This is a genomic window from Daejeonella sp. (assembly GCF_037719425.1).
Lineage (GTDB): Bacteria > Bacteroidota > Bacteroidia > Sphingobacteriales > Sphingobacteriaceae > Daejeonella.
Genome location: NZ_JBBJNI010000120.1, coordinates 1 through 13,717, shown reverse-complemented (window position 1 = coordinate 13,717; position 13,717 = coordinate 1). Strand labels below are relative to the sequence as shown.

The window sequence follows — 13,717 nt, the reverse complement described above, 5'->3', positions numbered from 1 at the left end:
CTAAGACAGTCGTTAAAATATTCGGGCTTCGTAAAAAGGGCGTGGTTATTAATGTCAGTTCCTGTGTAGGTCAAACAGGTAATGCATTTCAGGCGGTATATGCAGCGACAAAAGCGGGCTTGATCGCTTTTACCAAATCCATGGCAAAAGAAGTTGGCGAACTTCATCCCGAACACGAGATCAGGATGTTGAGTATTGCTCCGGGTTTTATAGAAACCCCGATGACGGATGCGATCCCTGAAAAGGAACGGGAAAAGTATTTAGCGATGATCCCTGCACGTAGATTTGGAAAGGCAAACGAGGTGGCTGAAACGGTCGCCTTCCTGTTGTCTGAAAATGCATCATATATAACAGGAAGTACTATAGATATTAACGGAGGAATGATATAGAATGGAAACGTTGATCGGGGTGCTGCCCCAGGACATACTCCTCCATGGACCAACAAAACTGTATGTCGACAAATACCATTGGCATCAGCCTGATCACGGGATTGTCGCGAGTTACACCGCTAAAGCGAGGGATGTGCAGGATCATTTCGGATTGTTCCGCGGAGTAGACCAGATAGAGGCATTCGCACAGGCGACGGTGGGTTCGTGTTGCCCTTTCCTCGAGTGCCGGAAGCATAAGTTTGGGCCGGAAGAATTGAGAAATAGGTTTATACCCGCTTTCATAAGTGTTGGCAGGGTTCTTTTTCATAACTATATTGCTGAAGGGGAAACCTTTATGAGTATTGGTAAAATAATATTCTACAAGTTCAGACAGATGGTTTGCGAGGGCCGTATATATAAAGTTCCTGCAGCGCTGGATCTCGATTCGTATTTTAGTGAATTCACCCGCGAGCAGATGGAGAACTATGATTTGAGTAAGGACTTTACACTCGTTGCTGAGCTGTGGGATATCACAGGACGAGCTATAAAAAAAGAAGCGTTTTAAAAAGAAACAATGGAAAGACAAGAAATTATTGCCGGTTTGGTTGAGATCCTTAAAACTGTGAGAACTATAGATCCAGAGAAGTTAAAGAATGTTACAGAAGAAACTGATTTTATCACTGACCTGGGAACACCGTCTACGGAATTAATTAATATCGCTGCAAAAGCTGAACAGAAATTTGGAGTTGAATTCGATGATGATGATATAGATGATATGGGATCGAAGGTGAAAGATATTGTTGATCTGATTTTAAAGAGCAACAAGGAAAGCTAATATGGAATTAGGAGGACGGAAAGTTGCAGTGGTGGGCATGGGCGGGGTTTTCCCCACCTGTAGTGGAGTGCAGGATTTTTCCGAGAAGCTTTTCACAAATCAGAGCCTGATCAGGACCTGGGAGAAAGCCGCGGCCTATGGTAAGAATATCAGATCAGTGGTTTCAGGATATGTGTCTGAAGAGGAATTGAATCTCGAGGTGATCTATTCGGATTATGTTAAAGGATATCCGGATGTTTATGTTGATCATCTGGGAAGAGTGCCTGACGCAAACCTTGCAACAGCTGATATGGGGAGTATCTGGGCAATGATCAGCAGCCAGGACGCGATAAAAATGGCGGGCTGGACGGAGAAGGAAACACGTTCAGAAAAAACCGGTGTAGTTATCGGTTCAGGTAGCGGCGGACATGAGATTCAACGGCCCGCCTGGCACGCGTTTTTTGAACTTGGGATGAAAGCACGCGCACCGGGATCACACTCGGTAGACCGGTCAATGGTGTACCGGGAAGCTGCGAATGTTTCCTGCCTGATTAAAAATCGGGGGGTCTGTGAGGCCATAAGCTCTGCTTGTGCCACAGGATTAGGTAACATAGGCCATGCTTATCGTTTGATAAAATATGGGATACAGGATCGCGTGGTTGCCGGCGGAGTAGAGGGCACTGCACTTGAAACGTTTATCGGCTTCGATGCGATGCAGGTATTGAGCCGGGGTTTTGAACCAGGTGCAAGTTCGAGGCCTTTTGACGTTGACAGAAATGGGTTTGTCTGCTCGTTTGGAGCCGGAGTGGTTTGCCTTGAAGATTATGAAATGGCGAAAGCCAGGGGAGCAAATGTCCTTGCAGTTATTGACAGCTATTTTAATAACTCTGACGGGGACGGCGATATGTTTTTCCCTTCATTCCTGGGGCAAAGGCGGCTGTGGACAGGGCTGCTTGGCAAATCAGGTATTGTTCCGGATGTAGTTAAAGTACATGGCACATCAACCCCTGCTGGTGATGCTATCGAATTATTAAGTGTGGTTGATTCTCTGGGCGATAAAGGTTATCATATTTCCGCACCTAAATCTCAGTTCGGACATACCCTGGGAGCGGCGGGCGCAGTAGAATTTGTTACAGCATTACTCATGTTTCAAAATCAGAAAGTGCTTCCCTGCCTGAATTCCTTTAAGCTAAAAGAAGAACAGGAAACATTTCAAACTTCCGATAACTGGGACGGACCGGATTCACCAGTTGCTGCCTTTAGAGGTTTGATTCCTGAGCAGGTTTTTGCGAAAGAAATCAACACCATCACTTGTTTGAATTATGGTTTCGGAGGCACAAATAGCGCGATATTAATTTCAAAAGATAATTCATGATCAACAATAAGGATAAGGTAGCTGTGATTTTTGGAGTGAGGAACGACAGTTCCATCGCATACCAGGTTGCGCTTAAGCTTCATGAATCCGGCTGTAAAGTGGCGTTGAGTTATGTTGAAGATACCAAAGACGAGGTTCTGGCCCTTATGGAAAGCTCGGGTATGGATAATAGGCTATCTGGACCTGCGGACGTTCGGGACGAATCTGCTATCAGCTACCTCTTAACTAGTATTTATAATACAGCCGGGCCGATTGACTACATTCTTCATGGAGTCGCCTTCGGGAATCAGCAGGTGATGTGTTATAGTTTACCCGGCAGCGATGAGCCCGCACCTGAATATATTGATATTCCTTTCGAGGATCTCACGGACTCATTTGACATCAGCGCTTATTCCCTTCTCAGGATATGCCGTGTGGCCGAACCATTACTTTCTCCGAATGCATCTATACTAACCCTGACATATAACGCATCGCAAAGGGTCTTCCCCAATTATGCAGGGATGGCGGTCAATAAGGCTGCACTGGAGAATATCATGCTTTACCTCGCGAGTTATTTTCGTAAAAGCGGTGTAAGGGTAAATGCGGTATCTGCTGGCCTAGTTATGACAACCTCCGCCGGAGGTGTCAGCGGTGTAAGGAAGCTTCGTAAGATCGGAAAAGTTACGGCACCGCTTGGGAATGTGTCGGCTTCTGATGTTGCGGATACGGCTCTGTATTACTTTTCAGGCCTTTCACAGAAAGTGACAGGAAACATCCATTACGTGGATGGAGGATTCAATATTATGGGTTTAGCTATCGATGAATAACGAACTACTCGGTTCTATCAGCACGTATAAACCGGAACAGGGTTTCGCAGCAGGGAACGATCTAGTATTCATGCCGCATTTCCGGAAGTCGTTTAATGAACTGTTTAAGAAAAAGATATACACCGTAGACGAAATAGCCTATTGTGAAAGCTTCAGTGAACCATTGCTGAGATTTGCCTCTACCTGGGCTGCAAAGGAAGCTATCTATAAAGCTGTAAAGCAGGTGAGAACGGGCACTTTGTCTTTTAAAAAAATTGAGATTAAACGTGAAAAACCTGCAGGTAAACCCCAGGTAATCCTGCCTGCGCAAATGCAGGAGCTTCAGATCAGCCTGACCATCAGTCATGACGGAGATTATGTGTGGGCTCTGGCTATCGTTAAACACCCGGTGCCATGACGGATCACTACTTCGAACATCCGCTGGTACAACTGCACTACTACAAATTTGGCAGTGGCCCAAAACACATGTTCTGTTTTCATGGATATGGGATGCATGGCAAGCAATTTATACTGCTGGAAAAGAAACTCGGCGATCAATACACCTTTTACGGATTTGACCTATTCTTTCATAAAGAAACCAGGCTTCAGGATCAGAGCTTAGACATTGTCAGAAGAGGAATTACAAAAGCTGCATTAGGTAAGTTGTTTGCAGATTTCTGTGAAGTAAATAACATCGATAAGTTTTCAGCCATAGCATACTCCATGGGCTCGCACTATGCCACAAGCCTGGTTGAAGAAATACCTGAACATGTTGATGAGTTGTTTATAGCTGCACCGTCCAGCTTAAAGCCCGGGAGGATTCTCCGTTTCCTCAGCTCAAATCGCGTTGGTAATAAAATGCTGGAACGTATGGCACTTAGTGATAAAGGACTAATCGGGTTCTTAGCCTTTCTGAAGAAAGCTAAAATCATCGACCAGCATACATATAACACTCTTTTTAAAGAGATATGCAGTCCCGAGCTTCGATTTAGTTTTTACGCGTGTGCAAGCTATATGCGATTTTTGGATATTGATCCGGACAAGTTTATCAGCCAGCTCAACAGGCACAACATCCGGAGTGTTTTTATTTTCGGTGAACGGGATAAAAATTACCCGGTGGGAATCGCAAGCGCGTATATTTCAAAGATCAATCTTGTCAAGCAAGTTGTGATTAATGAGAATCATGATATGATCAATCGTAACTTTGCTCAAGTTTTAGCCGATATACTCGATGATCATTAAACCAAAACCCGCGCCGTCGCTGATAATGAAAATCGTCGCGCTTTTTGTGCAATGGTATTTTAGGATTAAGTTTAACAAGCTGGTCATCAACAGCGTGGATGTGAAGCCAGGACACTCCTATTTACTCATGTGTAATCATTTCAGTTTTCTGGATGGATTTGCGGCGTATTATCTCTGCGGAAAAGTTATCCAAAAGAAACTTGACCTACAAAAGGTATACACGATGATCCTGAAAAAACAGCTTCAAAAAAACCCATATTTTCAGTATGCAAATTTCTTTTCTATTGCTCCCGGCAGTCCCTCTGTTAACGAAAGCCTAGCTTATGCTGCCGAACTACTTAGAAAGCCTGGAAATGTCGTGCTGATTTATCCTCAGGGAAACCTGGAATCAAATCACGTGCGGAATATAGTTATGAAAGATGGTATTGCGCACATTATACCTTTGATTAAAGGAGATTGTCAGCTACTGTGGAGCAGTAACTTAATCGAATACTTTGAAAGCGTGAAACCCTCTGTTTATTTTCACATGCTGGATTGCGGGACCAATCATGAATTTGACTTCGAGAAATTAAGCCAAAAGATCAACACCCACCACAAAGAGGCAATTAAGAAACAATTCCGGTTCACTGAGGACTAGTTGATCGGTTGACAGTGGAGAGTTGAGAGTGGCCCTTGACAAGTTGACAGTGTAGACCGAGCTGGTGGATACCTAACCCTTAATTCCTAATACCCGATACCTCACACCCGATACCGATCTTAATACCCGATCCTCTTCAATCCATCCTTTGCCTTCGTCTCGATGCTATTCTCGTACTCGTGATTTTTCATGGCGATGGCTTGTTTGTAGAATGACGACGCTTTTGCTTTATCGTTTCTCTTTTCGTAGATGCTTCCTATACTCAATGCTGCATTCGCTGCGTAGTAATAAGAAGTTAGTTTACCCGCATTCATGGCTCTCTGATAGTGGGCTAAAGCCTCGGTATCCCGTCCGGACGCATCATAGATCCGGCCCAGTCTGTAAGAAAATTCAATCTGATCACGCTTTAGTTTGAAATCGCCTGGGTCTTTTCCGGCCAGTTCCGCAAGGGCTTTCGGGTAATAGCCTCCATCAAAATATAATCTCGCTTTCAGCAGATCGGCATCAGGCGCAACATCATTGGCTTCTTTCAAAGCCTGCTTATCTTTTTCATCATAAAGGCTCCCTTGTGTTTTCACCATCTTCACAAACGTGTTGTACCTCGCCTTGTCACCGCGTAAATAAAAGTAATATGCCAGCTTCAAATACGCGTCTTTAATGTAATTGATCCCTTTATATTCTTTAATGTAATTGATAAGGTAAATATTAGCGTCATTATCCATGCGGTTGAGTTTGGCGTTGCCCAAATGATAGTTCAAAGCCGGGAAATTTATGTAATCATCTCCTTTTGGACGCTTTAACAGATAGTCTATAGTACGGTCGTTCTGAGCGCTTCTCGCTGAGACATAACCCTGAAGATATGTTTTAAGAAGGCTAATATCATCCATAGACGAGGTTAAGGCCATTATTTTATTGTAATTGGCTTTATTGTGGATCAGATCCGTCTCAATATAGCACAAAAAGAATATCACTTCGTCCTTGTAAAAACTGTAAGGAGATTGCGGCAGGGTCGTCGCCAGGGATTCCAAAGTCCTTATCCCTGTAATGGCATTTCCCTTGATCCCAAACGTTGAGAAAACTCCCTTTAAATTTGATGGAAGGGACCCAAAGATCACGTCTATTAGTCCTGCGCTCTTCTTGTTTGGTAAGAACGAGGGATATTTTGCCGCATTTTCTGACAGAAGATTGTCGGCCCTTTTGATATCAAGTCCCGATGACATGTAATCCTGGAACCTGCTCTTCAGCATTCCCCATTGCAGGTTGATCTCAGCCTGCGCGAACAGGTAGTAAGGAGAATTCTTACTTTGCTTTTCTAAGGCAGCGAGACGGCTGGATTTCAGATTCTTTAAACGGTCGTAATCTGCTTTGTTTTCGGTTACAAGCAGCGTGAAATAATCGACATAATTGTCGAGGAGTATAGTAATTCCATTATTCGGATTTTGTTTCTTCTCAAGCTGAATAAGAGCTTTTGCATCGCGTATGCGCAGATCAAACAATGCCTGATAGGCTTTGAGACAGTTGCTGTTGAATTCGAAATTTGCTTTGGAAGGAAGGGTAAAGCCGAGGAATAGCAGGATAATTAACAGGATCTTCTTAATCATTGGTTTTAATATGCGTATAAAAGACGTCCCGGAGTTTTCAGGATGTTCACCTTAAGAACAATAAAAATACCAAAATATCTGTGTTGTTCTATTTTTTTGCATTAGCTGCGTCAGTGTTCCCCGGAAACAGGTTAACTGTTTTGGATCACAGAGAAACCGATGCGGTTATAATCATAAAAAAAATAAAATCATTTGGAAATGTAAATTAATTAATCGTAATATTGCGATATAGTTTATTAAGCATGGGAGCAAGCAAGACAGGCCTTTTTACAGAAGAACAGAATGACATGGCAGCAATGGCCAAATCAATAGCTCATCCTGCCCGCATTGCCATTTTACAATATCTCGTAAAAAAGAATGCCTGTATCTGCGGTGATCTGGTTGATGAATTGGGATTGGCCCAGGCAACAACCTCTCAGCATCTAAAGGAATTGAAGAATGCAGGTATTATTCAGGGCTCTATTGCAGGCTCAAGCATTTGTTATTGCATTGATCCAAAGATATGGAATCGCTATAGGGATCTGTTCAGCACCTTCTTTAAGGAAGTTGACTTAAGTGGCGCTAACTGCTGTTAATATTTTTTTGAATTTAACCATCGTAATATTACAATAAAACAAATAGATTATGAAAACTGAAGAAGAATTAAAGGAAATAGTAAAGCAAAAATATAGCGAGATCGCGTTGCAGGATAAAGATTCAAATGCATCTTCCTGCTGCGGGGCAAGCGCATGTTCGACCGAAGTCTATAATATAATGACTGATGACTACACAGATCTTGAGGGTTATAATGCCGATGCGGACCTAGGTCTTGGGTGCGGCCTTCCGACCCAGTTCGCAAAGATCAAACCCGGAGATATTGTTATAGACCTGGGCAGCGGCGCTGGAAATGACGCATTTATCGCCAGATCAGAAACGGGTGAAACGGGCAAAGTACTTGGCATCGATTTTACTCCGGCAATGGTGGATAAAGCACGTGTAAATGCCGACAAGTTAGGATATCACAATGTAGAATTTCGCCAGGGGGATATAGACGACATGCCTGTTTCAGCCAATTTTGCTGATGTCATAGTGAGCAATTGCGTACTCAACCTGGTTCCTAATAAGGATGCAGTTCTTAAGGAGATATTCCGGGTGTTAAAGCCTGGCGGCCATTTCAGTATTTCGGACATTGTACTGGTAGGGGAATTGCCGGCTGCCCTGCGCGAGGCAGCAGAAATGTATGCCGGATGTGTATCCGGAGCAATTCAAAGAGATGCTTACCTGGACATGATCTCGGGAAACGGCTTCGCAAATGTTGTAATTCAAAAGGAAAAGTCAATTGTCATACCCGATGATATCCTCAAAAATTATCTGGATGCTGAAGGGATAAAAACGCTCAGAGCTGGTACAACCGGCATATTCAGTGTTACGGTATTTGCGGAGAGGCCCTCGAAAGAAGCAGCTGCATGCTGCGGCCCGGAATGCTGCAGCTGATTGGTAAGATGAAGAACATTTTGATCTTGTGTACCGGCAATAGTTGCCGCAGTCAGATTGCAGAAGGATTTATGCGAAAATTTGCGGGTGGAAAAGCTACAGTATTCAGTGCGGGTGTGGAGGTACACGGTGTAAATCCGTGCGCTGTTAAAATTATGGAAGAAGACGGGATCGACATATCAGGCCAGACGTCGAACCATATTGACGAATACAGCGGGATTGACTTCGATTTTGTACTCACCGTTTGTGATAATGCAAAAGAGAAATGCCCATATTTCCCTGGCGAGGCTAAACAATTTCATCAAAACTTTCCTGACCCGGCAAAGGCGCAGGGGACGGAAGAGGAAATTCTTGCGGAATTCAGGAAAGTCCGGGAAATGATCGAGGATTATTGCCGGAGGTTTGTGGAGGTGAATTTGAGATGAGGGATTAGGAGAGATTAGCTTCGCTGAACTCTCCTAACCCGTGAAGGGGATCAAAAAGCAGCAAATGCTGCGCATTTGGCATCCATCGCTATGCAAAAAAAGCAAACCCTGCGGGCTTGCTTTTTTGCTTCGCTCAGGCTGCTGCCTGCTTTTTAATCATCAAGTGGACCCGGAGAGATTCGAACTCTCGTCCAAACATGGGACAAATTATGCTTTCTACGTGCTTAGCTGTTGTTTAATTGTCGGGAAGGGGAAGGTCAACCGCTCACCTGTACCTTCTTCCGTAGATGTCTTGTCTCGCCGGATTATCACATCATTAAATCCTGGCCAGTCCTGTTTTTCGATGCCCCTGATGTCAGATTACAGAACAGAACCTGACGGAACAAAAGCTTACTTAATTCTAAATTAAGCAGCTAAGGCGTAGTTATTTTCGCCAATTGTGGTTTGAGAGTTCAGATTTAAGCGCTAGTCTCACAACGCGCTGCATGCTTACATACCTATCTCCATCCTGTCAATTCCGGTCGGGCCCGTTAATTTTGGTGGTAAAGTATATACAAAGATACGAAATCCCACTCATATCCTTGTTAAGATCAGCTTGTGCGGCCCGGATAAACTTGTAAAGCTTTCTCCAGGCAGGTCATAGCCAATTCCAGATCTTCAACATTCAAAACGTATGCCAGACGCACTTCATTGCTCCCGGTACCTTCAGAACTGTAAAATCCTGTCGCAGGCGCCATCATCACTGTCTGATTGTCGTGTTCAAAATCCTCAAGCATCCATTGGCAGAATTTATCAGCATTATCTATCGGGAATTTTGCTACCACATAAAATGCTCCGCCCGGGTTAGGGCAAAATACACCATCAATACTATTCAGGCGTTTTACCAGTGTATCTCTGCGAAGCGTATATTCTTTATTAACCTTTTCAAAATAACTGTCGGGTGTGTCTACTGCAGCTGACGCGGCTATTTGTTCTACCATGCCCGGGCTTAGCCTCGCTTGTGCGAATTTCAGTCCGGCGGCAATAACCTCTTTATTCTTTGTGATCAGACAGCCAAGACGGGCACCGCATGCACTATAACGCTTGGAAACTGTATCAAGGATAACAACATGCTCTTCAAGTCCTTCAAGGTGCATGGGGGAGATGAATTCCCTTCCGTCATAACAAAACTCCCTGTAGGCTTCATCGGAGAAAAGGAAGAGGTTATATTTAAGGCAAAGCACCTTCAGCGCTTCAAGCTCTTCCCGGGAATAAAGATATCCGGTCGGATTATTCGGGTTACATATAATGATCGCCTTTGTCTTTGGCGTGATCAGCTTCTCAAAGTCGCTGATCGCCGGTAAGGCAAAGCCATTTTCAATAAAAGACAGGATCGGTTTTACAACCACATTACTCATGCATGCGAAACCATTATAGTTTGCATAGAAAGGCTCCGGAATGATGATCTCATCACCTTCATTTACACAAGCCTGCATTGCAATAGTGATTGCCTCAGATCCGCCAACGGTAACTAATATCTGTGATGGATCTATATTATAATTAAGCTTATTGTAATATTCTGCAAGTTTGGTGCGATAAGCTAAAGTACCTTCAGATGGGGTATAAGCCCAAACTTTAAAGTCGACATCCTTAATAGCATTCAGCATGCCTTCCGGCGTTTCGATATCAGGCTGGCCAATATTTAAATGAAATACTTTTTTACCATCACGTTTTGCTTTATCAGCAAAGGGGGTAAGCTTACGAATAGGGGAGGCCGGCATCTGCCTGCCTTTACTTGATATTTCTGGCATGTTGCAAAAATAAAAAACCTCTCCGGTTGGGGAGAGGTTTTACACATAAATATTTTGCTTACTACCTTGTACTGGAAGCTACAACTTCACCTTTAATATAAAGTACTTTAACAGGAGTACGGGCATTAGATTTTATAGTTACAGCTTTGGTGAACCCTGGCTGTACGGCTGCAGCATTAAAAGTAACGGTTATGGTACCAGTTCCGCCTTTCAGCACCGGGTTAGTGGTATATTTTGGCACAGTACACCCGCAGGTAGATTCTACGTTAGAAATAATTAACGGATCTTCCCCAACATTTGTAAACACGAAATCTACGCTGACAGGTTTTCCCTGTACAATCTTGCCGAAATCGTGAGTTTCTTTCTCAAACTTAAAATCAGCCTTAGTTCCGTCCTGCATGGCAGTGAAACCGATAAAGGCTATGATCACCGCGCATAATTTCATAAAATGTTTCATATCATGATTAATTTACACAAATATAAACTAATATACATATTTCAATAATCATTCCAACAACCGAAATATCACTTGTTTAGCTTACGGTATAAATTTATATTTGGCAAGTCAGAGAAAAATCGAACTAATATTCTGTAAACCGATTATCTTTTCCAGCTGGCTTTTGTTATTTTTGACCCACAAGCTGTGCTATGAAAGGAACCAAGGTGGTAGAGAGTAATTTGCAGGATCAGGAAGAATTAAGCTTTGAAGATTTCAGGAGCATTATAATCAGTGATTATAAAATTGCTTATGAAAGTCGCCAGGCCAGTCTTCTGGGACGCAAGGAAGTTCTTACCGGGAAAGCTAAATTTGGCATATTCGGAGATGGTAAAGAGGTTGCTCAGCTTGCCATGGCCAAGGCTTTTAAGGCCGGCGACTGGCGTTCGGGATATTACCGGGACCAAACCTTTATGCTTGCTTCAGGGATGCTTACCATGCCTGAATTCTTTGCCCAGCTTTACGCAAACACCGATATCGATGCTGATCCTGCTTCAGGCGGGCGTCAGATGAACTGTCACTTCGCTACCCGCACTCTTGATGAGGATGGCGATTGGATGGATCTTACAGCACTTAAAAATTCATCTGCAGATATATCTCCTACAGGCGGACAGATGGGCCGGCTAGTAGGTCTGGCTCTTGCTTCCAAGATGTTTCGCAACAACCCTGCTTTAAAGAACCTTAAAAAGTTTTCTGTAGGCGGCAATGAAGTTGCATTCGGAACCATTGGCAATGCGTCAACTTCCGAAGGGATCTTTTTTGAAGCAATTAATGCTGCCGGAGTGTTGCAGGTACCGATGGCAATCTCTATATGGGATGATGCCTATGGAATTTCAGTTCCTGCGGAATATCAGACCACTAAACAGGACATCTCCGAGATCCTTAAGGGATTTCAGCGGGATGAGATGGGTGAAGGATATGAGATATTCAAGGTTCGGGGCTGGGATTATCCGGGATTGTGTGAAACGTATGAACGGGCAATTAAGATCTGCCGCGAACAGCATATACCGGTAATGATCCATGTAACCGAAATGACGCAGCCTCAGGGCCACTCAACCTCCGGTTCACATGAAAGATATAAAACCAAGGTGCGCATAGACTGGGAAAATGAATACGATTGCATGCTTCAGATGCGCAAGTGGATGATTGAATCTGCTGTTGCGACAGATGAGGAACTGATCCAGCTGGAGAATACAGCAAAAAACTATATCAGAAACTGCCAGAAACAGGCATGGGCAGACTTCAATGCCATGATGAAAATGGAACTGGAAGTGACGGCCGGACTGATAGAGAAGACTGGAAACGATGAACTGATTGCGGATGCGAGAGCTTTATCAGCAAGTCCGGAGCCATCCCGTAAGGATGTAGTAAGTCTGGTTAGGCTAGCCGCCAGAAAATTAAGAAAAGAAAAGTCAGAAGCTAAAAGCAACCTGTTGAAATGGTACAAATCGCAGCATGACAGCAATTTTGACCGCTACAACTCAAAGCTTTTTACCGGATCATCTGATTCGCCCTTAAGTATACCTGTTGTCGAAGCAGAATATGAAGGTGAAGCCCGGACGGTTGACGGCCGTGAGATCCTGAACGCTTGTTTCGAAGCTAATTTCACAAGAGATGAGCGTGTAATAGCGTTTGGTGAAGATGTTGGCGCTATAGGCGACGTGAACCAGGGCTTTGCGGGCCTGCAAGCGAAATTCGGCAAAATGCGTATCTCCGATACAGGAATTCGCGAAATGACAATTATTGGGCAGGGTATTGGTCTTGCGATGCGGGGATTGAAGCCGATAGCAGAGATCCAGTACCTTGACTATCTTTTATATGCACTGAACATATTGAGTGATGACCTTGCTACCTTAAGCTACCGGACAAAAGGCAGGCAAAAAGCGCCGCTTATTGTTCGTACCCGCGGACATCGTTTGGAAGGCATCTGGCACTCCGGCTCCCCGATGGGCGTCATAGTTAATGCATTGCAGGGAATGCATGTCTGCGTTCCAAGAAACATGACCCAGGCTGCGGGGATGTACAATACTTTATTGAGAGGTGATGAACCTGCTTTGGTGATAGAATGCCTAAACGGTTACCGCCTCAAAGAAAGCTTGCCTTCTAATATTGGAGAGTTTACCGTCCCGCTTGGTAAGGCGGAAATTGTTCGTGAGGGTACCGATATTACAATCGTATCCTACGGTTCTACTTTACGCATCGTTCAGGAAGCTGCAGATGAGCTTCAGGAGATGGGTATTTCTATAGAAATCGTGGATCCTCAAACCCTATTACCATTTGACCTTGACAGGCTTTGTGTCAAGTCTCTAAGCAAAACAAATAAGCTGCTGGTTGTTGCCGAAGATACTCCGGGCGGCTCTTCCGCATTCATTATGCAGCAGATCCTTGAAGTTCAAAACGGATATCAATATCTGGACGGCAAACCCCGCACCCTTACCGCGAAGGCGCACCGCGCGCCATATGGCTCAGATGGTGATTATTTCACCAAGCCTTCTTTAGATGATATTATCGAGATCGTTTACGAAATGATGAATGATAGTAATCCGGAGAAGTTTCCGGAGGTGTATTGATTGCTTCGTCCCACCTCCTCGTAATGACAATGCCTCTTGTACAATATTGGTTAGATTCATCCCGTCGTTGGAGTTCAGCGATTGCTTTCGTCGTACCTCCTACCATTGACGTTTTTATGCAACATCTTATTTTTCAATTAG

The 13,717-nt window shown here is 44.0% G+C and carries 15 protein-coding genes and 1 other RNA gene; 12 read left to right on the top strand and 4 right to left on the bottom strand.

Annotated elements, in window-relative coordinates; all coding sequences use genetic code 11:
- The 8 genes from WKF69_RS14530 to WKF69_RS14495 form a co-directional block, all read left to right on the top strand.
- Positions 1–389 (top strand): SDR family oxidoreductase (locus WKF69_RS14530; protein WP_340382795.1); only part of this gene is annotated, 389 nt, incomplete at its 5' end.
- 1 nt (position 390) lies between these two features.
- Positions 391–933, top strand: coding sequence for a hypothetical protein (locus WKF69_RS14525; RefSeq protein WP_340382794.1), 543 nt, complete (start codon positions 391–393; stop codon positions 931–933).
- Positions 934–942: 9 nt separating this feature from the next.
- Positions 943–1,203 (top strand): acyl carrier protein, encoded by a 261-nt coding sequence (locus WKF69_RS14520; protein WP_340382793.1) that lies wholly within the window; start codon positions 943–945, stop codon positions 1,201–1,203.
- A 1-nt stretch (position 1,204) separates the two neighbouring features.
- Complete coding sequence (locus WKF69_RS14515) at positions 1,205–2,557, top strand: beta-ketoacyl synthase N-terminal-like domain-containing protein (protein ID WP_340382792.1); 1,353 nt, start codon at positions 1,205–1,207, stop codon at positions 2,555–2,557.
- On the top strand, positions 2,554–3,363 hold the full coding sequence (locus WKF69_RS14510; protein ID WP_340382791.1) for an SDR family oxidoreductase: 810 nt from the start codon (positions 2,554–2,556) through the stop codon (positions 3,361–3,363). Before WKF69_RS14515 ends, WKF69_RS14510 begins: the two co-directional genes overlap by 4 nt.
- Positions 3,356–3,760: a holo-ACP synthase gene (locus tag WKF69_RS14505; RefSeq protein ID WP_340382790.1), complete on the top strand. Its 405-nt coding sequence runs from the start codon at positions 3,356–3,358 to the stop codon at positions 3,758–3,760. Before WKF69_RS14510 ends, WKF69_RS14505 begins: the two co-directional genes overlap by 8 nt.
- Entirely contained in the window at positions 3,757–4,584 is an 828-nt protein-coding gene (locus WKF69_RS14500; RefSeq protein ID WP_340382789.1) for an alpha/beta hydrolase, read from the top strand. Before WKF69_RS14505 ends, WKF69_RS14500 begins: the two co-directional genes overlap by 4 nt.
- A complete protein-coding gene (locus WKF69_RS14495; protein WP_340382788.1) occupies positions 4,574–5,221 on the top strand; it encodes a 1-acyl-sn-glycerol-3-phosphate acyltransferase in 648 nt (215 codons plus the stop codon). The genes WKF69_RS14500 and WKF69_RS14495 overlap by 11 nt, the downstream gene beginning before the upstream one ends.
- 119 nt (positions 5,222–5,340) lie before the next feature.
- Here WKF69_RS14495 and WKF69_RS14490 read toward each other — a convergent pair whose 3' ends face one another.
- Positions 5,341–6,822 carry a tetratricopeptide repeat protein gene (locus WKF69_RS14490; protein WP_340382787.1) on the bottom strand — a complete coding sequence of 494 codons (1,482 nt, stop codon included), beginning with the start codon at positions 6,820–6,822 and terminating at the stop codon, positions 5,341–5,343.
- 242 nt (positions 6,823–7,064) lie between these two features.
- Here WKF69_RS14490 and WKF69_RS14485 point away from each other — a divergent pair, with 242 nt between their 5' ends.
- From WKF69_RS14485 to WKF69_RS14475, 3 genes are read left to right on the top strand one after another with little or no spacing between them, the layout of a single operon-like run.
- Positions 7,065–7,397, top strand: coding sequence for a metalloregulator ArsR/SmtB family transcription factor (locus tag WKF69_RS14485; RefSeq protein WP_340382786.1), 333 nt, complete (start codon positions 7,065–7,067; stop codon positions 7,395–7,397).
- 49 nt (positions 7,398–7,446) lie between these two features.
- Complete coding sequence (locus WKF69_RS14480; RefSeq protein ID WP_340382785.1) at positions 7,447–8,295, top strand: arsenite methyltransferase; 849 nt, start codon at positions 7,447–7,449, stop codon at positions 8,293–8,295.
- 8 nt (positions 8,296–8,303) lie between these two features.
- Positions 8,304–8,720, top strand: coding sequence for an arsenate reductase ArsC (locus tag WKF69_RS14475; protein WP_340382796.1), 417 nt, complete (start codon positions 8,304–8,306; stop codon positions 8,718–8,720).
- Between the two features lie 161 nt (positions 8,721–8,881).
- Here WKF69_RS14475 and ssrA read toward each other — a convergent pair.
- The 3 genes from ssrA to WKF69_RS14460 form a co-directional block, all read right to left on the bottom strand.
- Positions 8,882–9,249: a transfer-messenger RNA gene (gene ssrA, locus WKF69_RS14470) on the bottom strand.
- A gap of 61 nt (positions 9,250–9,310) precedes the next feature.
- Positions 9,311–10,510, bottom strand: coding sequence for a pyridoxal phosphate-dependent aminotransferase (locus WKF69_RS14465; RefSeq protein WP_340382784.1), 1,200 nt, complete (start codon positions 10,508–10,510; stop codon positions 9,311–9,313).
- A 61-nt stretch (positions 10,511–10,571) separates the two neighbouring features.
- Positions 10,572–10,967, bottom strand: a complete 396-nt coding sequence (locus WKF69_RS14460) for a DUF1573 domain-containing protein (protein ID WP_340382783.1) — start codon at positions 10,965–10,967, stop codon at positions 10,572–10,574.
- Between the two features lie 191 nt (positions 10,968–11,158).
- On the opposite strand from WKF69_RS14460, the gene WKF69_RS14455 reads away from it, so the two are divergent.
- Complete coding sequence (locus tag WKF69_RS14455; protein WP_340382782.1) at positions 11,159–13,576, top strand: thiamine pyrophosphate-dependent enzyme; 2,418 nt, start codon at positions 11,159–11,161, stop codon at positions 13,574–13,576.
- Positions 13,577–13,717 lie beyond the last annotated feature (141 nt).

Bases quoted from the DNA above. Each gene is read 5' to 3' on its own strand.
- WKF69_RS14525 (WP_340382794.1), top strand. From the start codon at position 391: ATGGAAACGTTGATCGGGGTGCTGCCCCAGGACATACTCCTCCATGGA.
- WKF69_RS14520 (WP_340382793.1), top strand. From the start codon at position 943: ATGGAAAGACAAGAAATTATTGCCGGTTTGGTTGAGATCCTTAAAACT.
- WKF69_RS14515 (WP_340382792.1), top strand. From the start codon at position 1,205: ATGGAATTAGGAGGACGGAAAGTTGCAGTGGTGGGCATGGGCGGGGTT.
- WKF69_RS14510 (WP_340382791.1), top strand. From the start codon at position 2,554: ATGATCAACAATAAGGATAAGGTAGCTGTGATTTTTGGAGTGAGGAAC.
- WKF69_RS14505 (WP_340382790.1), top strand. From the start codon at position 3,356: ATGAATAACGAACTACTCGGTTCTATCAGCACGTATAAACCGGAACAG.
- WKF69_RS14500 (WP_340382789.1), top strand. From the start codon at position 3,757: ATGACGGATCACTACTTCGAACATCCGCTGGTACAACTGCACTACTAC.
- WKF69_RS14495 (WP_340382788.1), top strand. From the start codon at position 4,574: ATGATCATTAAACCAAAACCCGCGCCGTCGCTGATAATGAAAATCGTC.
- WKF69_RS14490 (WP_340382787.1), bottom strand. From the start codon at position 6,822: ATGATTAAGAAGATCCTGTTAATTATCCTGCTATTCCTCGGCTTTACC.
- WKF69_RS14485 (WP_340382786.1), top strand. From the start codon at position 7,065: ATGGGAGCAAGCAAGACAGGCCTTTTTACAGAAGAACAGAATGACATG.
- WKF69_RS14480 (WP_340382785.1), top strand. From the start codon at position 7,447: ATGAAAACTGAAGAAGAATTAAAGGAAATAGTAAAGCAAAAATATAGC.
- WKF69_RS14475 (WP_340382796.1), top strand. From the start codon at position 8,304: ATGAAGAACATTTTGATCTTGTGTACCGGCAATAGTTGCCGCAGTCAG.
- WKF69_RS14465 (WP_340382784.1), bottom strand. From the start codon at position 10,510: ATGCCAGAAATATCAAGTAAAGGCAGGCAGATGCCGGCCTCCCCTATT.
- WKF69_RS14460 (WP_340382783.1), bottom strand. From the start codon at position 10,967: ATGAAACATTTTATGAAATTATGCGCGGTGATCATAGCCTTTATCGGT.
- WKF69_RS14455 (WP_340382782.1), top strand. From the start codon at position 11,159: ATGAAAGGAACCAAGGTGGTAGAGAGTAATTTGCAGGATCAGGAAGAA.